At 68.9% G+C, this 16,063-nt stretch carries 16 protein-coding genes; 5 read left to right on the top strand and 11 right to left on the bottom strand.

Annotated elements, in window-relative coordinates; genetic code table 11:
* Positions 1-34: 34 nt before the first annotated feature.
* Positions 35-1,228 carry an NAD(P)/FAD-dependent oxidoreductase gene (locus tag SPF06_RS03950; RefSeq protein WP_323277613.1) on the bottom strand — a complete coding sequence of 398 codons (1,194 nt, stop codon included), beginning with the start codon at positions 1,226-1,228 and terminating at the stop codon, positions 35-37.
* 345 nt (positions 1,229-1,573) lie between these two features.
* Positions 1,574-3,139: an HNH endonuclease signature motif containing protein gene (locus SPF06_RS03945; protein ID WP_323277792.1), complete on the bottom strand. Its 1,566-nt coding sequence runs from the start codon at positions 3,137-3,139 to the stop codon at positions 1,574-1,576.
* Between the two features lie 219 nt (positions 3,140-3,358).
* On the opposite strand from SPF06_RS03945, the gene SPF06_RS03940 reads away from it, so the two are divergent.
* The 3 genes from SPF06_RS03940 (at position 3,359) to SPF06_RS03930 (ending at position 4,648) form a co-directional block, all read left to right on the top strand.
* A complete protein-coding gene (locus tag SPF06_RS03940; protein WP_323277612.1) occupies positions 3,359-3,718 on the top strand; it encodes a DUF2750 domain-containing protein in 360 nt (119 codons plus the stop codon).
* A 2-nt stretch (positions 3,719-3,720) separates the two neighbouring features.
* Positions 3,721-4,119 (top strand): ankyrin repeat domain-containing protein, encoded by a 399-nt coding sequence (locus SPF06_RS03935; protein WP_323277611.1) that lies wholly within the window; start codon positions 3,721-3,723, stop codon positions 4,117-4,119.
* 100 nt (positions 4,120-4,219) lie between these two features.
* A complete protein-coding gene (locus tag SPF06_RS03930; RefSeq protein WP_323277610.1) occupies positions 4,220-4,648 on the top strand; it encodes a hypothetical protein in 429 nt (142 codons plus the stop codon).
* A 225-nt stretch (positions 4,649-4,873) separates the two neighbouring features.
* Here SPF06_RS03930 and SPF06_RS03925 read toward each other — a convergent pair whose 3' ends face one another.
* From SPF06_RS03925 to glyA, 8 genes are read right to left on the bottom strand one after another with little or no spacing between them, the layout of a single operon-like run.
* The gene (locus SPF06_RS03925; RefSeq protein ID WP_323277609.1) at positions 4,874-5,035 is read right to left on the bottom strand and encodes a hypothetical protein; all 162 of its coding nucleotides are present in this window, start codon (positions 5,033-5,035) and stop codon (positions 4,874-4,876) included.
* 59 nt (positions 5,036-5,094) lie between these two features.
* Positions 5,095-5,316: a hypothetical protein gene (locus SPF06_RS03920; protein ID WP_323277608.1), complete on the bottom strand. Its 222-nt coding sequence runs from the start codon at positions 5,314-5,316 to the stop codon at positions 5,095-5,097.
* 24 nt (positions 5,317-5,340) lie between these two features.
* Positions 5,341-6,717, bottom strand: coding sequence for an L-serine ammonia-lyase (locus tag SPF06_RS03915; RefSeq protein WP_323277607.1), 1,377 nt, complete (start codon positions 6,715-6,717; stop codon positions 5,341-5,343).
* Positions 6,717-7,349 (bottom strand): sarcosine oxidase subunit gamma, encoded by a 633-nt coding sequence (locus tag SPF06_RS03910; protein ID WP_323277606.1) that lies wholly within the window; start codon positions 7,347-7,349, stop codon positions 6,717-6,719. The genes SPF06_RS03915 and SPF06_RS03910 overlap by 1 nt, the downstream gene beginning before the upstream one ends.
* Positions 7,342-10,275, bottom strand: coding sequence for a sarcosine oxidase subunit alpha family protein (locus tag SPF06_RS03905; RefSeq protein WP_323277605.1), 2,934 nt, complete (start codon positions 10,273-10,275; stop codon positions 7,342-7,344). The genes SPF06_RS03910 and SPF06_RS03905 overlap by 8 nt, the downstream gene beginning before the upstream one ends.
* Entirely contained in the window at positions 10,272-10,595 is a 324-nt protein-coding gene (locus SPF06_RS03900) for a sarcosine oxidase subunit delta (RefSeq protein WP_323277604.1), read from the bottom strand. Before SPF06_RS03900 ends, SPF06_RS03905 begins: the two co-directional genes overlap by 4 nt.
* A gap of 31 nt (positions 10,596-10,626) precedes the next feature.
* Positions 10,627-11,844: a sarcosine oxidase subunit beta family protein gene (locus tag SPF06_RS03895; protein ID WP_323277602.1), complete on the bottom strand. Its 1,218-nt coding sequence runs from the start codon at positions 11,842-11,844 to the stop codon at positions 10,627-10,629.
* The gene (gene glyA, locus SPF06_RS03890) at positions 11,844-13,157 is read right to left on the bottom strand and encodes a serine hydroxymethyltransferase (protein ID WP_323277601.1); all 1,314 of its coding nucleotides are present in this window, start codon (positions 13,155-13,157) and stop codon (positions 11,844-11,846) included. The genes SPF06_RS03895 and glyA overlap by 1 nt, the downstream gene beginning before the upstream one ends.
* Positions 13,158-13,281: 124 nt before the next feature.
* Between glyA and SPF06_RS03885 the strand changes: the two genes are divergently transcribed.
* Positions 13,282-13,953 carry a GntR family transcriptional regulator gene (locus tag SPF06_RS03885; RefSeq protein WP_323277600.1) on the top strand — a complete coding sequence of 224 codons (672 nt, stop codon included), beginning with the start codon at positions 13,282-13,284 and terminating at the stop codon, positions 13,951-13,953.
* 46 nt (positions 13,954-13,999) lie between these two features.
* Here SPF06_RS03885 and SPF06_RS03880 read toward each other — a convergent pair whose 3' ends face one another.
* Complete coding sequence (locus tag SPF06_RS03880) at positions 14,000-15,292, bottom strand: LuxR C-terminal-related transcriptional regulator (RefSeq protein ID WP_323277599.1); 1,293 nt, start codon at positions 15,290-15,292, stop codon at positions 14,000-14,002.
* Between the two features lie 149 nt (positions 15,293-15,441).
* Here SPF06_RS03880 and hxlB point away from each other — a divergent pair, with 149 nt between their 5' ends.
* Positions 15,442-16,062 carry a 6-phospho-3-hexuloisomerase gene (hxlB, locus tag SPF06_RS03875; protein WP_323277598.1) on the top strand — a complete coding sequence of 207 codons (621 nt, stop codon included), beginning with the start codon at positions 15,442-15,444 and terminating at the stop codon, positions 16,060-16,062.
* Position 16,063 lies beyond the last annotated feature (1 nt).

The following is a 16,063-nucleotide window of genomic DNA, read 5'->3' as shown; positions in this document are numbered from 1 at the left end:
AGATCGGTGGTCGGTGCCGGCTCAGTGCGCGGCGTCAGCTAGCGGAGAGTTCGGCGGTCGTGACGCTGCGCTGGGCCCGTTCGATCTCGCGCCGTCGCTTCGCGAAGAGCCTCGGCTGGGCGCTGCTGAGGACTCCGACGGGCTGGTCGCCCCGGTAGTACGCGGCCAGGAAGCTGTGGGTTGTCGCGTCGCCTTCCTCGATCTCGACGCGGTCGGCGAGTTCTGCGTGCCCGCTGAACTGGATGCGGACGCCGTACTGGTCGGACCAGAAGTAGGGGAGAGTCGCGAGCGGTTCTGGGTCGGGGACACCGAGGAGCGCCTTGATCGCACGGGCGGGCTGCGTAAGTGCCGCGTTCCAGTGGCCCTGGCGGTGGGACCGTCCGAGGTGCCGGTCGTGCCAGGCCGCGCAGTCGCCGACGGCGACGACGCCCGGGACGTTTGTTCGCCCGTGGTCGTCACAGACGACGCCGTCGGAGAGATGGATTCCGGAGCCTTCGAGCCAACCCGTCGCAGGCTCCCCGCCGACCGCGAGGAGGACCGCGTCGGCTTCAATGACGCGCCCGTCGGAAAGCTCGACGGCGTGGATCCGCTTGGTGTTGTGGCGCTGGCCGACGATGGTCGCCCCCCGGATGAGCTCGACGCCGTTGACGGCGTGGAGTCCCGCGAGGATGTCGCCCATGTTCGGCCCGACGCTGCGTCCGAGCGGAACGCCCGCGCCGGCGAGGAGGACGACGTCGACTCCCGCGGCCCGCGCGGTCGACGCCACTTCGGCGCCGATGAGTCCCGCACCGACGACGAGGAGCTTGGCTCCCGGGCGAAGCTCGTCGCGGAGGAGTTGAGCGTCGTCGAGCGTGCGCAGCGTGTAGACGTTCTCGAATCCCTCGAAGCCGGGCAGCATGCGTGCCGTCGAGCCCGTGGCGAGGACGACGCCGTCGGCCTCGACTCGGCGACCGTCAGCCAGGACGACGGTCTTGCTCGCGGCATCGAAGGATTCGGCGCGCGTCCCGAGAAGCCACTCGACGCCCAAGTCTTGGTCCGGATCCTCGAGCGCGAGGCTCTCGGCGCCGACCTTCCCGCTCAGGAAGTCCTTGCTGAGCGGCGGGCGGTCGTACGGGCGGTGGATCTCGTCGCCGATGAGCACGAGTCGGCCCTCGAAGCCCTCGGAGCGCGCCGCGCGGGCGGCCGAGAGGCCTGCGAGGGAGGAGCCGACAATCGCGAGAGTCTTCATGGAGTTTCCTCAACCACCGTGGGGGATTCGGTCAATTGCAGTAAATGCAACAAGAAGCGGTATTCACAACAGTGAGACAACTCACAGGGCCGTGTCAAGAGGTTCGCCCGAAGTGGTTTGGCGCCCTCGGATGGCCTTGATGAGCGCAACTCCGCCCTCGTACGATGGTCTGATATATCAACGGTGTATCAGAACGATGGGCACGCGTTCTCGATGCCTTGGCTCGCACGACCTTGCTGCCCACGCGCTTTTCGGCGTGCTGAAGCCTTGCGGTCGGCGCGAGCCGCGCAAGGGGGTTGAGGGTCGACGCAGCTGGGCACGTTACCAGCGCGCCAGGAGCACCGGTTAGAACGGTGGCGGCTCAGCAGCGACTGGAGCCGGCCCGGATTCCCGGCTTCCCGTTGTCCTTGTCTCTGAGCTTTGGGTCGATGCTGGCTCCGCGCTTGGAGCCGCCTCGCGCTCTGCGCTTTCCGTTGACTTGAGTTCGGGGTCTCTCGCGGTCTCGATTTCAGAGCTTCCGGCTGCCTCGGGCTCCTGATCTTTCCCGGCCCCGAATTCCCGGTCGACGGGTCCCCCGAGAACTCGCGCCCCGAGCGGCGAAACCCAGAGGATGTCGCCAGGGCGTGCGTCGGCCTCGGCCTTGAGCCGCGTGGGTTTCCACAAGTGCAGGCTCTTGAGGGCGTGGTGCTTTCTGCAGAGCGCCTGGAGGTTCTCCGCGTCGGTGGTTCCGCCGTCCTGCCATTCCGCGAGGTGGTCGATCTCGGCCTTCGATGCGGGACTTGAACACGTCGGGAACTGGCAGACGCCGTCGCGGTACTCGATGAAGCGCCGCAGCCGTTTCGGCGGTCGGTACGCCGTGCGGCCAAGGGAGAGGGGTACGCCGTTTTCTCCTCTGGACAGCAGCTGCCACGTCGGTGCGGTCACGGCCAAGGCGCGGGCGGTTTCGGCGTCGATCGGCCCGTAGCCTTCCAGTTCGCCCGGTTCCTCAGTGACCCCGATCAGTGACTCCGCGGAGATATGCACGACGACCTCGGCCGCCGGGCGTGGCATGTCGGACTGGGCCACTTCTCGCCCGATGCCCGCGGAAGTGCCTTCGCCGGCGGTGGTGCCCTCGCGGTGATCGGAGCCGCCGTCGCCCATGAGCAGGCCGGCCAGCTCGTCGGCGCGGAGCTGGGGGAGCGTACGGCCTTCTCCTGACGCGGTATCCCGACGAGCACGGGCGAGGGCGTCGACGCGGTTATAGGAGGCCAAGCCGATTTCCGCCGGGAGGAACGCGGTCAGAGTGCACATGCCGTCCGGTTCGGGCCTGATCCACACGCCACGATCCCGCTCGGCCCGCACCCGACGGGCCCGGATCGATTCTGGGTGGAGCCGTTCGCGCAGGGCCCGCACGGCTTTCCGGAACTCGCCCGGCGTGCGCCGCCGGCCGGTGCGCGTCTCGAGGCGTCGCAGGCACTCGATCCCGAACTCCTCCGCCGCGGCCTCGGGCAGGGTCGATGTCTCGTCTGTGATGACCCGAGCATGCGCCTCAGACAGGACGCCGCCCTCGAGCGAGCTCAGGACGGCCATCTGCGGTCCGCACAGAGCCTCCGACGTGTTCACGAGCCTCGCGGCCGCGAACTCGCTGATGCCTTCCGCGACGGCTACCTCGGAGACCGCGAGCGCCCGGCCCACGTCACCGCCGAACCGCTCGGCCTGGCCCTCAGATTGGGTGCGGGCGCCCACCTCGCGGGCCTCCTCTTCGCTCGCGAGCCGGATGCGCTCCACGGCGAGGGCCTCAAGGGCGGCCAAGAATGACCGTGCCTGTCCGATATCTGCGAGTGCCCGTCGTGCGTCCTCGCCCGAGAGTGTCGACGGGTCCGGGTGCCAGAGCGAGCCCTCAAGCAGCGACCCCGGACGAGGGACCAGCATCACCGCCCCGGAAGTCTCAGGCCTGGCCCTCCAGGCGCCTGACGTACTCGAGTCCGCGTCCGCAGTCATCGATGCCCCCAACATCAATCGAAGATATAGACTAAGTTTATCACGCCAGAGCATCATGGTCGAATATAGATACTAGATATCTGCTTAGCTGAAGTGTTGCAGGGGCGGACCTTCCCGTCCTGTGCGCCCGCAGGTCATAGGGTGTCGGGCATGAGCGTCAGCGCAGCGCAGGCAGCCGTCTTCTACAAAGAGATCCTCAAGAACGGTCAGGTGTGGGGGATCCGCGATTCGGGCGGCATCCCCGCCCTGCTCAACAGCGACGGTGATCGCAGCATGCCGTTCTGGTCCCTCCAGAGCAGAGCAGAGAAGGTCATCGCGAATGTTCCCGCCTACAGGGCCTTCGAGCCTGTGGCCATACCGATCGACGTCTGGCGCACGCGCTGGATCGATGGGCTCGAACGCGACGGGATCCTCGTGGGGCTCAATTGGACGGGTGCTCGGGCCATCGGTTACGACTTCCGCCCGGCTGAAGGGCGCGCCCGCCTCGGCGTCGTCGAGAGCACAGATTGAACATGCGCATGGACCCCGCCGGCCGTTCTCCGCTCCATTACGCGGCACTGGAAAACGATGCCGAGGCCATCGCACGGTTGCTCGCCGCGGGGACATCGCCCGATGTTGCCGACCGTCAGGGCTTCACGCCACTCCATCTCGCAGCGCAGGAGTTCGCCCCTGCCGCGGCGGCTGCCCTGATCGATGCAGAGGCGACGGTGGACGCAGCAAACGCCTTCGGCAATACGCCTCTTTGGGTCGCGGTGTTCAATTCCAAAGGTCGGGGCGAACTGATTGGTCTGCTCCGATCCCGCGGCGCGGACCCGCTGCACGTCAATGCGAGCGGACAGACACCAGTCGGGCTGGCAAGGCTCATTGGCAACTACGACGTCGCCCAATACTTCCACGACGTGCCTCAATGACTTTCGGAAGCGCCGGAGACCTATCGTGCGCTGCCAGAGTCCCTCGAGTCCGGTGCCTAGAGCGGGTCGGTTGACGTCCTGGGCAGGCGGCGCCGGACGCTTGGAGAGCAGCGCTGCATGCTCAGACACTAGCGTCGAGCGCGTGATCTTTGCCACGGAACTCCTCATCCTGGGGTATGACAGTCCGTCACTTCGCGAACTCGCGGGCCTTCCAAAGGGAGATCGCTCCGACGCAGCAGCGCTGTGGGAGGCCGTCCGCGAAGAATTCGGCACCCGCCGTGAGCCCGAGGAGGAAGCCGCAAGATTCCTCCTCAAGCACTGGGCCAGGGAGATTGTGGAAGGTGGGCTCGACATCGTCGAGGGGTCCAGACTGATGCAGCGCGTCGGCTGGTTCCCTCTCGGACGGCCAGACATGCTCACTGGACTCGTGTATCTGCTGGATGTCTGGGACGAGATGCCATTGCGCCGCGAAGAGACTGCCTCCGAGCTCCTCGCCTTCGCCAAAGAGCTTTTGCGCGTCAACCCCTGATCGGGGCCATTCGCGAGGGCTTGGGTCCCCGGCGAGGTCCGCTGAAGAATTCGATCAGCTCGCGCGTGCGCGAAACCATAACAATCATGAGCCATGATCGAATATATATTCGACATGCTTGCATGGCTGACTGGTTTACCGCAGGTTTCCAGGGCCTCACTGATTCCGGCCGTCGCTACTTAAAGGTGCATGCCACGCCATCGCGCACACCGTGCCGCCATTCGACTACGTGACCTGGGTCAACGCCGAGCGCCGGCCGATAGCCGGTCTGGTGACGATTTCCTGGCCCCGGATCACGAGGAGGTCGTCACCGGCAAGCTCCGCCCAGGCGTCGTGGGCGGCTGTCTTGTCGTGCCCGGTGATGACGCGGAAACCCACCCGACTCATCCGCGCAACGGTCGCCAGCTGCTCCGGCGCAAGCTCGCCGCCGTGCGAATGGGTCCGCCTCAGGCCCAGATCTCGTAGCCCGTCAGCTTGTCGTAGAGCTTGCGCCGCTGGATTCCCTGGGCGGCGATCCACACGACGGTGTCGTCCGCGGTCGCCTCGTCGACGACGCCCGTGGTCACGAGCCGGCCTCCGAGCCACACCTCGACGGTGCGGCCGATCAGCTGGGACCAGTCCTCACGCCGTCCGCGTCCCGTCACGGTCTTGATGGCCTGCAACAACATGCCCAATCACCCGCTTTTCTCGCATCAGCACTCGATGACGTTGACGGCGAGCCCGCCGCGGGACGTCTCCTTGTACTTGACTTTCATATCGGCGCCGGTCTCGCGCATGGTCTTGATCGCCTTGTCGAGGGAGACCTTGTGGCTTCCGTCGCCGCGCAGCGCGATGCGCGCCGCGTTGATGGCCTTGTTGCTCGCGACCGCATTCCGCTCGATGCACGGAATCTGCACGAGCCCGCCCACGGGATCGCATGTGAGCCCAAGATTGTGCTCGATCCCGATCTCGGCGGCGTTCTCGACCTGCTCGGGCGTCCCGCCCAAGACCTCGCACAGCCCGCCGGCCGCCATTGCGCACGCCGAGCCGACCTCGCCCTGGCAGCCGACCTCGGCCCCCGAGATCGAGGCGTTCTCCTTGAAGAGGATTCCGACGGCCGCCGCCGTGAGCAGGAAGCGGACCACGCCGTCGTCGTCAGCGCCCGGCACGAACGTCGAGTAGTAGTGCAGGACGGCCGGCACGATCCCGGCCGCTCCGTTCGTGGGTGCCGTCACGATCCGGCCACCGGACGCGTTCTCCTCGTTAACGGCCAGCGCGAACAGGTTGACCCAGTCCATGGCCCGGAACGGGTCGGTCTGGTCGTTGGCGGCTTCGAGGTCGGCGAGCAGCTTCGGCGCCCGCCGCGGGACCTTGAGCCCGCCGGGCAGGAGCTTCTCGGTGCGCGTGCAGCCGTTGCGCACGCACTCCTTCATGACCGCCCAGATGTGCAGGAGCTCCGAGCGCAGTTCGGACTCGGTGCGCCACGCGAGCTCGTTCGCGAGCATCACGTCGCTCACTCGCAGGCCCTCGCGGCGGCAGTGCGCGAGCAGCTGCGCCCCGGTCGTGAACGGGTACGGCAGCGGCGTCGAGTCCTCGACGATGCGGTCCGCCCCGACGGCGTCCTCGTCGACGACGAATCCGCCGCCCACGGAATAGAAGGTGGCCTCGCGCAGGAGGGCGCCGCCGTCGTCGTACGCCCTGAAGACCATCCCGTTGGGGTGGGCCGGCAGCGTTCGACGGCGGTGGAGCACTACATCGTCCGCGCGCGAAAACCCGATGTGCCGCTCGCCCGCGAGAAGCAGCTTGCCTTCCGCGCAGGCTTGGGCGACCCGCGCGTCGGCCGCGTCCGTATCCACGGTCTCCGGCCGCTCGCCCTCCAGACCCAGGATCACGGCCTTGTCCGAGCCGTGCCCATGACCGGTGGCGCCGAGCGAGCCGAAGAGCTCGGCCTGCACGCGCCCGACGCCGCCGAGGAGCCCCTCCGAGCGGAGGCCCTCGATGAAGAGTGCCGCGGCCCGCATCGGCCCGACCGTGTGTGACGACGACGGGCCGATGCCAACCGAGAACATGTCGAGCGCGCTGAGCGCCATCAGAGCAGCTCCAGCGCCCTGAATTCCGCCATCGCGTCGAGGAGCCAGCGCCCGAGGTAGTCCGCGAAGGACGCGCGCGGGTAGATCTCGTACGTCTCGGGGCCCGTCTTCCAGAGGATGATCGGCACGGGACCGAGCTGGGTGGCATACGCGGCGCCGACTGCGAACGCCCGGGGGTGCAGGTCGAGCGGGCAGCCCTTCTCGAGGAGGTCGCGGGCCGCGCGGCCCGCGAGCTCGAACGTCGTGCGGTTGGCGGAGAGGTCGACGGCGGAGCCCGGCTCGCTGCCGAGGGCCTGGACGAGGCGCGCGGTGAACTCCGTGGGGTTCGCGGCCGAGACGACGAGGAACTCGTCGGGGCTCAGCCACAGCACCGAGCAGCCCGTGCCGATGCCGACCTCGCCGACGCGGGCGGGAAGCGGCGTGCCGAGACGGGCCTCGACCCGGTGCGCCGCTTCCGACCCCGGGGCCACGCGAAGCCCGACCATGGTCAGGAACGGCACCTCGCGCAGCGACACCCCGTACGGCCCAGTGACCTCGGCCTCGGCGAAGCGCTCCGCGAGATGGGCGGCAGGGCTGCGACGCAGGTCTGCTGTGCTGAGGGCGCTGTTACGGGTCGTGAGAGTCTCAGCCATCGCGGCGCTTCCCTTCGGGGTCGTAGAGGACGGTGTCGCCGACGACGACATCGATGAGCTGGTTGCCCACGGGGGCGACGAGGGTCTGGCCGATGCGGTTCCGGCCGTTCTTGATGAGCGCGAGCGCGAACGACCGTCCCAGCGCCGCCGAGTGGTAGCTCGACGTCACGTGGCCGAGCATCGGCACGGGGCCGTACGCGGGGTTGACCGTGATCCCCGACTCGACGACCTGGGTGCCCTCCGGCAGCCGGAACGTCGGGTCGACCGGGAGGAGCGAGACGAGGTGCTTGCGGTCCGTCCGCGCCGTGTCGACACGCGAGTACGAGCGCTTGCCGATGAAGTCCTTCGCCTTCGAGACGATCCACTCCATGCCCGCGTCCTGCGGCGTCACGGTGCCGTCCGTGTCCTGGCCCACGATCGGGTAGCCCTTCTCGGCGCGGAGCACGTGCATCGTCTCGGTGCCGTAGGGGGTGATGTTGAACTCCGCTCCCGCCTCGACGATGTCCTCCCAGACCTGCTGGCCGTACCAGCCCGAGACGTTGACCTCGAAGGCCAGCTCGCCCGAGAACGAGATGCGGCACACGCGGGCGGGGATGCCCGAGGCGAGCGTCGTCTCGCGGAACGTCATGAATGGGAACGCTTCGTTGTCGAGATCCAGCTCGGGCGCGATGCGGGCGATGACGGCGCGGGACTTGGGCCCGACGACGGCGACCGTGGTCCACTGCTCGGTGACGGACGTGAAGTTCACGTCGAGCGCGGGCCACTCGGTCTGGTGCCACTCCTCGAGCCAGTCGAGGACGCGCGCGGCGCCGCCCGTCGTCGTCGTCATGAAGAAGCGGTTCTCATCGACGCGCAGGGTCACGCCGTCGTCGAAGATCATGCCGTCCGGCGTGCACATGACGCCGTAGCGGGCCGAGCCGGGGGCGAGCTTCTTGAACGCGTTCGTGTAGATGCGGTTGAGGAACTCGCCCGCATCCGTGCCCCAGATCTCGATCTTGCCGAGGGTCGTCGCGTCCATCATGCCCACGGAGTCACGCACGGCCGCGCACTCGCGCAGCACGGCCTCGTCCATCGACTCGCCCGGCTGCGGGTAGTACCACGGGCGCAGCCACTGGCCCACGAGCTCGAACTCTGCGCCGTGCTCGACGTGCCATGCGTGGATGGACGTGAGGCGCTCGGGGTCGAACAGGTCCCCTCGCTCGCGACCCGCGAGGGCCGCAAACGCGACCGGTGCGTACGGCGCGCGGTACGTCGTGGTGCCGATCTCGCCCGGCGTCGCGCCGTTGTTGAGCGCGGCGGCGATGACGCCGATCGCGTTGACGCCCGAGGTCTTGCCCTGGTCGTTCGCGGTGCTGATCGACGTGTACCGCTTGATGTGCTCCACGGAACGCATGCCCGCGCCCGTCGCGCGGAGGACGTCATGGACGGTCTGGTCACGCTGGAGGTCCACGAAGTGCTCGCCGAGATCGGCGAGGGTGCCGTCGTCGTCCCGGACCACCCAGAGCGGCCGGGTCGTCCCGAGCACGCGCGGGGCGGTTGCCGCGAGCGAGAGCGCGTGCGCGCCACCCTCCGTGACGAAGCCCGCGTTGAACGCCGCGACGGCTCCCGCGTTGGTTCCCTCCGCGAGCGCGTCCTCGAGCGCATAGCTGCCGCGCGCCGACCCCACAATCTGCTGGCCCTCGACCGCGCCCGAGGGCACGAACGCGGCAAGCTCGTCGTCCCAGCGGATCTTGCCCTGGCGCTGGCTGTGCAGGTGGACCACGGGGCTCCAGCCGCCCGAGACTGCGACGAGGTCGCAGGGGATCTGTTGGCGCGAACCGTAAGGCGTGCCGTCGCGCTCAATTGTCTGCACCGTCGCCGAGGTGACCCGCGGGGCGCCGGCCGTGTTCACGACGGCCGAGCCGGAGAGGACGACGACGCCGCTCGCCACCGCTGCCTGCGCGGCATCGGAGAGCTCGGGGCGCGCGTCCGCGACGGCCGCGACCTGGATGCCCGCCGCGGCGAGCTCGGCGACGAGCGGGTAGACGCCGTCGTTCGTCGTCGAGACGACGACGCGCGAGCCCGCAGCGACGGCGTACCGGTTGAGATACGTCCGCACGGCCGAGGCGAGCATGACGCCCGGGCGGTCGTTGTTGCGGAATACGATCGGGCGCTCGTGCGCGCCGGTCGCGAGCACGACCTGCTGCGCGCGGACGTGCCACACGCGCTGGCGGGACACGCTCGCGAGCGCGGGGTTCTCGATGCGGCTGCCGAGGTGGTCCGTGCGGTTCTCGAGCGCGATGACGTAGTTCGAGTCGTAGCTGCCGAACGCGTTGGTGCGCGTGAGGACCGTGACCTCGGGCGCGGCGTCGAGCTCCGCGCGGACCGACGCGACCCATTCGAGAGCGGGGAGAGCTGTGCCGCTTCCGGTCGAGACCGTGGCGTTCGGCTCGGAGAGCAGCGAGCCGCCGAGCTCGGGCTGGTCGTCCATGAGGATCACGCGCGCGCCGGTCTGGGCGGCCTCGCGCGCCGCGGCGAGCCCCGCCGGGCCAGCGCCGATGACGAGGACGTCGGTGTGCACGTACTTCTTGTCGTAGACGGACGTATCGTCTGCGGGGTCGAGCTGCCCGAGGCCCGAGAGGTACTGGGCGTCGAGCCCGCCGACGAGCTCGACGGTCGTGGCCGGCAGCATGGACTCTGCGACCGAGTGGCCCGGGCGGCGGACCTTGAGGAGCGCGTTCGGCTCCTCGACGCCCGCCGCGACGATGCCGCGCGGACGGTTGAGGTACAGCGACGGGGCCGTCTCGATGACCCCGGACGCGAGGAGCGCGGAGGCGACGGTATCGCCCGGGTGGCCCGTGTACGTCTGGCCGTCTACCGTGAACGGCAGCTCGACCGAGCGGTCGATGCGCCCGCCCTGGCGCAGTCGGAACGGTTGGCGGCTCATTTGGCTCCTCCGGGGTGGGTTGGGCGGGTCTCGCCGGAGGCGAGTGAAGAAACAGGGCTGGCCTCGCCCATGCGGTAGATGGCGGCGATGCGGTACGTGGCGGTGTCCCGGACGGCGTTGAACCACTTCCGGCATCCGCCCGTATGGACCCAGCGCTCGGCGAAGAGGCCCTTCGTGTTCTCGCGGTAGAAAAGGTAACGGCCCCACTCGTCGTCGCTGAGCGCGTTCGGGTCCTCGGGGTAGGGGACGTGGGCCTGCCCGCCGTAGTGGAACTCGGTCTCGTCGCGGGGCCCGCAGTTCGGGCAGCTGATCAGGATCATCGCTGGCTCTCCTTATTAATCGGCGACGGCGCTAGTGGGCGACGGCGGCCGCGCCGTGTTCGTCGATGAGCGCCCCCGTGACGAAGCGCTCGAGGGCGAAGGGCGCGTTGAGTCGGTGCGGCTCGCCGGTGGCGATCGTGTGGGCCATGGTCCAGCCGGCGCCGGGCGTTCCCTTGAAGCCTCCGGTGCCCCAGCCGCAGTTGACGAACAGGTTCTCGACGGGGCTCTTGCCCACGATCGGGGAGGCGTCGAGCGTGACGTCCACGATCCCGCCCCACGTGCGGAGGAGGTGCGCCCGCGCGAAGATCGGGAACAGCTCGACCGCGGCTGCCATCTGCTCCTCGATAACGTGGAACGCGCCGCGCTGCCCGTAGCCGTTGTACGAGTCGATGCCCGCGCCCATGACGAGCTCGCCCTTGTGCGCCTGCGAGACGTACACGTGCACGTGGTTCGACATGACGACCGTCGGGTGCACGATCTCGTGGAGCTCCGAGACGAGGGCCTGGAGCGGATGGGACTGGATCGGGAGGTCGAAGCCGGCCATCTTCGCGAGGACGCTCGAGTGGCCGGCCGCGCACAGCGCGACCTTCTCGGTCGCGATCGTGCCCCGGTTCGTCTGGACGCCGACCACGCGGTTGCCGTCCTTGACGAAGCCCGTGACCTCGCAGTTCTGGATGAGGTCGACGCCGAGCTCGTCCGCCTTGCGGGCGAAGGCCCACGCGACGTGGTCGTGTTTCGCGATGCCCGCGCGCGGCTGGTAGGTCGCGCCGAGCACGGGGTAGCGGATCTTGTCGCTCGTGTTGAGGATCGGGCAGAGTTCCTTGACCTGGTCCACGTCGAGCCATTCGGCGTCGACCCCGTTGAGCTTGTTCGCGCTCACGCGGCGCACCGATTCGCGCACGTCCTGGAGCGTGTGCGCGAGGTTCATGACGCCGCGCTGGCTGAAGAGGAAGTCGTACTCGAGCTCGTCGGGGAGGGTCTCCCAGAGCTTGAGCGAGTGCTCGTAGATGGCCGCGGACTCGTCCCACAGGTAGTTCGAGCGGATGATCGTCGTGTTGCGGGCCATGTTGCCGCCCGCTAGCCAGCCGCGCTCAAGCACGGCGATGTTGGTCATCCCGTGGTTTTTGGCGAGGTAGTACGCGGTGGCGAGGCCATGCCCGCCGCCGCCCACGATCACGGCGTCATACGAGGGCTTGGGGTCCGGGTTGCGCCACAGGAAATCCGGGTGCTCGGGCAGGAGGTCCGCCATCACAGGGCTCCGTTCGAGATGAGGTTCGACTCGTTGATGCTGAGGTTCGGGTAGAGGGGGTGCTGGTCCGCGAGGGCCTGGACTCGGGTGCGAAGCGCCCCCGCCAGTTCGTCGTCGAAGCCGGGCTTGAGCGCGGTGGCGATGATGTCCGCGACCTCGCGGAACTCGGCCTCGCCGAAACCGCGGGTGGCCAGAGCAGGGGTGCCGATGCGCAGGCCGGAGGAGACCATCGGCGGGCGCGGGTCGAACGGCACGGCGTTGCGGTTCACCGTGATCCCGATGCGGTGCAGGCGGTCCTCGCCCTGCTGGCCGTCGAGGTCCGAGTTCCGCAGGTCCACGAGCACGAGGTGGACATCGGTGCCGCCGTTCACGACCGAGACGCCGCCAGCTGCGACGTCGTCCTCGAGGAGGCGCTCGGCGATGATGCGCGCGCCCGCGAGTGTGCGCTCCTGACGCTCGCGGAAGGCGGGCTCGGCGGCGAGCTTGAAGGCGACTGCCTTGCCCGCGATGACGTGCTCGAGCGGGCCGCCCTGCTGACCCGGGAACACCGAGGAGTTGATCTTCTTCGCGAGCTCGGGGCTGTTCGTGAAGATCACGCCGCCGCGCGGACCGCCCAGGGTCTTGTGCGTCGTCGTCGTCACGATGTCCGCGTGCGGGACCGGGTTCGGGTGGAGCCCCGCCGCAACGAGTCCCGCGAAGTGCGCCATATCGACCATCAAGTACGCGCCCACGAGGTCCGCGATCCGGCGGAACTCGGCGAAGTCGAGCTGACGCGAGTAGGCCGACCAGCCGGCGACGATGAGCTTGGGCCGGTGCTCGAGCGCGAGCCGCTCGACCTCCGCCATGTCGATGAGGAAGTCCGTGGGGCTCACCTCGTAGGGGACCACCTTGTAGAGGCGGCCCGAGAAGTTGATCTTCATCCCGTGCGTGAGGTGGCCGCCGTGGGCGAGGGAGAGGCCGAGGATCGTGTCGCCCGGCTCGAGCAGCGCGAACATGGCCGCGGCGTTCGCCTGCGCGCCCGAGTGTGGCTGGACGTTCGCGAACTCCGCGCCGAAGAGGGCCTTGACCCGGTCGATGGCGAGCTGCTCGATGACGTCGACGTTCTCGCACCCGCCGTAGTAGCGGCGTCCTGGATAGCCCTCTGCATACTTGTTAGTCAGGACGGAGCCCTGCGCCTCCATGACCGCGGTCGGGGCGAAGTTCTCCGACGCGATCATCTCGAGTGTGCCGCGCTGTCGGCCCAATTCATCCGCAATCGCGGCGTGGACTTCCGGGTCGGTCTCCGCGAGCGAACGGGTCAGGACATCAGCCATCTCGCCTCCTCCTAGGGGAGTAGATCCAAACTAGTATCACACTGATATATCAATGTCTTTCGACGAGTATGATTGAGCCCAGAGGAGAAGTCAACCATCGGGAAACAGGGAAGGCAGGCTGGCAATGACGCTGCAGGAAGCGCTCGCATCGGGGGAATCGAGGGCGGGGCTCTCGCTCGCTGACTTCGCCTATCAGCGCCTGCAGGACAAGCTCATCATGCTCGAGATCCGGCCCGGGGAGCCCATCAATGATGGGCAGCTCGCCGCGGAGCTCGGCGTCGGGCGGACTCCCGTGCGCGAGGCGCTCAAGCGGCTCGAGACGGACCATCTCGTGGTGACGTACCCCCGCCGCGGAACGTTCGCGACCGTCGTCGACATCACCGAGCTCGCCGCCATCTCGGAGATCCGGGAACTGCTCGAACCGCTCGCCGCGCGCCGCGCCGCCGAGAACGCCGGGGCGCAGATGCGGGCCGAGCTGCGGGCCAAGGCCAAGGAGATCAGCCGGCTCGACAGCAGCGGCGACCGCACGACCCTCATGCGCGTCGACATGTCGGTGCACAAGCTCATCTACCAGGCGGCGGGAAACTCCCACCTCGAGGACGTGCTCGTCCGCTACGACAACCTCGCGACCCGCATCTGGTGCCTCGTGATCGATCGGCTGCCCGACCTCGCCCACCACGTCCGCGAGCACACCCGGCTCCTTGAGGCCGTCGCGGACGGCGACGCCGACACCGCGGAAAGCCTCACCCTCGAGCACGTCAAGAGCTTTGAGATGGCGATCCGCGACGTGCTCTGAGCGGCTTCCTTCCCGGGCGCCCCTGCCTTCCCCCTCCCAGCCGCCCCTACTTTCGCGCGCTCGCCTCGTTCGCCAGCGCGACGGCCTCGGCCCGTGAGGTCACGCCGAGCTTGCGGAAGACGTTCCGCACATGGAACTTCACGGTGTTCTCGCTGACGTGCAGTTCCGCGGCAATCGTCCGGTTCCGCAGCCCTGCGGCGAGGAGGCGCAGCACCTCTTCTTCCCGCCGTCCGAGGCCCCACGCCGCGGCCTCGGGGGACGGCGGGGCCGGGGGATCGAGCGGGAGCGACACGAACGCGTCAGACCCCCAGCCCGCCATGACCTCGAGCCTGAGGTGGCCGTCGAGCGCCTCGACGCGCTGCTCGATGCGGCGCATGCCGTCCTCGGCCAGCGAAAGCCGGCCTTCGCCGTCGTCCCTGATGTTGACGAGCAGATTGGTGCCGTCGCAGTCCCACTGAACCCGGATTCGGCTCACGCCGTCCTGCTCGACCATGGCGAGCACGAGCGAGCGCACGACCGCCCGCGCCGCGTGGGCCACCTCGCCCGGCAGGGCCCGGCCGTCCGCCGGCGGCTCGACGAACTGCAGGTCGATCCCGCCGAAGCGCTCAAGCGGCCGCAGATCGGCGCGAAGCCGCTCGAACGCCTTGACGACCGGCTCCTCGAGGAGCGCCGCCGTGCGATCCGCCGATGCGCGCAGGCTCACGAGGGCCGCGGCGGCAAGCTCGGTCGCGGCCCGTCGGGCAGACGCGTCCGTCTCGTGCGGCGACCGCAGCGCGGAGAGCAGCGTCTCAAGCGTCGTCGAATGCTGGTCGGTGAGTTCGGCGGTGAGGCGCGCCCGCTCCGCTGACGCAGCCCGGGACTCGCGCAAGTACGACGGCGGGGCTTCCGCCACCTTGTCGCGGATCCGTGCGGCCGCGATGCCCCACAGGCGCTCGAGGAGGGGGAGGGCCTGTTCTTCGCGTCGCCCCGGCGCCAGTGAGGGGTGCGTGAGCACGAGCAGCGCGTTCGTGGTCGAGCGCATCACGAGCACGGGAAGAAGCTGGCCGGCGATGCGTTCGTCGCTCCATCGCGGCTCGAGGTCGGGGAGCGAGGCCCTGACCCGGTCGAGCTCTTCGATCGAGACCAGGCTGATGATCTCTTCGGCTCCGGCTTTCTTCTGCGGCCGGCCCGTGCAGTCCTCGGTGAAGATCACGAGTGCCGTGCAGCGGATGTAGGCCGAAACCCGCCGGCGCAGGTTCTCCGCGATCTGAAGAAGAGGGGAGTCGGCGATCTCGGCGGCGGCGTCGAGGAGCGCCACTGCCTCGGGCACGGCCGGATCGGTCAGCGCGGGCTCGGTCATCGGCTCAGTCAACCACCTACCCGAAGGGGTGGGCAAGACCGTACCGCCGGGCAGTTACCCCACCCATTCGTGCTGGCCATGCTGGAATGCAAGCCCGTGAAAGCCCCGGACGCCGGAACCCCGAAGGCGCGGAACCCGAAGGAGCCACCATGACCCAGGATCTTGCAAGCGAGGCGACCCAGGAAGACGAGACGCCGTCGAGCCCCGCGACCTCCGAGGGGCTTCACGAGAACCTCACGCAGATCCTTGACGAGATCTCCTCGACGGCGGGCCATCTCGACCGTGGCCAGCTGGCCGACGTCGCGCGCCTCGTCTGGGAGGCGCCGCGCGTCTTCGTCGTGGGCGCAGGCCGGAGCGGCCTCGTGCTGCGGATGGCCGCCATGCGCCTCATGCATCTCGGCCTCGGCGTCCACGTCGTGGGCGACACGACCACGCCGGCCATCAGCGCGGGAGACCTGCTCATCGCAGCGTCGGGATCCGGGACCACCGCCGGCGTCGTCAAGGCGGCCAGCACGGCCGCGGCCGTCGGGGCCAAGATCGCGGTTTACACGACCGCCCCCGAGTCGCCGCTCGCCTCACGCGCGGACGCCGTCGTCGTCATCCCCGCCGCGCGGAAGACGGACCACGGCTCGACGGTCTCGTGCCAGTACGCCGGCAGCCTCTTCGAGCAGGTGCTCCTGCTCGCCACGGAAGCCGTCTTCCAGAGCCTCTGGGACGCGGACGGCACGCCCGCCGAGGAGCTCTGGCTCCGTCACGCCAACCTTGAATAGC

Source organism: Sinomonas terricola, from assembly GCF_034931225.1.
Classification (GTDB): domain Bacteria; phylum Actinomycetota; class Actinomycetes; order Actinomycetales; family Micrococcaceae; genus Sinomonas; species Sinomonas terricola.
The sequence above is the reverse complement of the archived record's forward strand: the minus strand, read 5'-3'. Positions and strand labels throughout refer to the sequence as shown.

Bases quoted from the DNA above. Each gene is read 5' to 3' on its own strand.
- glyA (WP_323277601.1), bottom strand. From the start codon at position 13,157: ATGGCTGATGTCCTGACCCGTTCGCTCGCGGAGACCGACCCGGAAGTC.
- SPF06_RS03945 (WP_323277792.1), bottom strand. From the start codon at position 3,139: ATGCTGGTCCCTCGTCCGGGGTCGCTGCTTGAGGGCTCGCTCTGGCAC.
- SPF06_RS03935 (WP_323277611.1), top strand. From the start codon at position 3,721: ATGCGCATGGACCCCGCCGGCCGTTCTCCGCTCCATTACGCGGCACTG.
- hxlB (WP_323277598.1), top strand. From the start codon at position 15,442: ATGACCCAGGATCTTGCAAGCGAGGCGACCCAGGAAGACGAGACGCCG.
- SPF06_RS03940 (WP_323277612.1), top strand. From the start codon at position 3,359: ATGAGCGTCAGCGCAGCGCAGGCAGCCGTCTTCTACAAAGAGATCCTC.
- SPF06_RS03925 (WP_323277609.1), bottom strand. From the start codon at position 5,035: ATGAGTCGGGTGGGTTTCCGCGTCATCACCGGGCACGACAAGACAGCC.
- SPF06_RS03905 (WP_323277605.1), bottom strand. From the start codon at position 10,275: ATGAGCCGCCAACCGTTCCGACTGCGCCAGGGCGGGCGCATCGACCGC.
- SPF06_RS03880 (WP_323277599.1), bottom strand. From the start codon at position 15,292: ATGACCGAGCCCGCGCTGACCGATCCGGCCGTGCCCGAGGCAGTGGCG.
- SPF06_RS03910 (WP_323277606.1), bottom strand. From the start codon at position 7,349: ATGGCTGAGACTCTCACGACCCGTAACAGCGCCCTCAGCACAGCAGAC.
- SPF06_RS03900 (WP_323277604.1), bottom strand. From the start codon at position 10,595: ATGATCCTGATCAGCTGCCCGAACTGCGGGCCCCGCGACGAGACCGAG.
- SPF06_RS03915 (WP_323277607.1), bottom strand. From the start codon at position 6,717: ATGGCGCTCAGCGCGCTCGACATGTTCTCGGTTGGCATCGGCCCGTCG.
- SPF06_RS03885 (WP_323277600.1), top strand. From the start codon at position 13,282: ATGACGCTGCAGGAAGCGCTCGCATCGGGGGAATCGAGGGCGGGGCTC.
- SPF06_RS03895 (WP_323277602.1), bottom strand. From the start codon at position 11,844: ATGGCGGACCTCCTGCCCGAGCACCCGGATTTCCTGTGGCGCAACCCG.
- SPF06_RS03920 (WP_323277608.1), bottom strand. From the start codon at position 5,316: ATGTTGTTGCAGGCCATCAAGACCGTGACGGGACGCGGACGGCGTGAG.
- SPF06_RS03950 (WP_323277613.1), bottom strand. From the start codon at position 1,228: ATGAAGACTCTCGCGATTGTCGGCTCCTCCCTCGCAGGCCTCTCGGCC.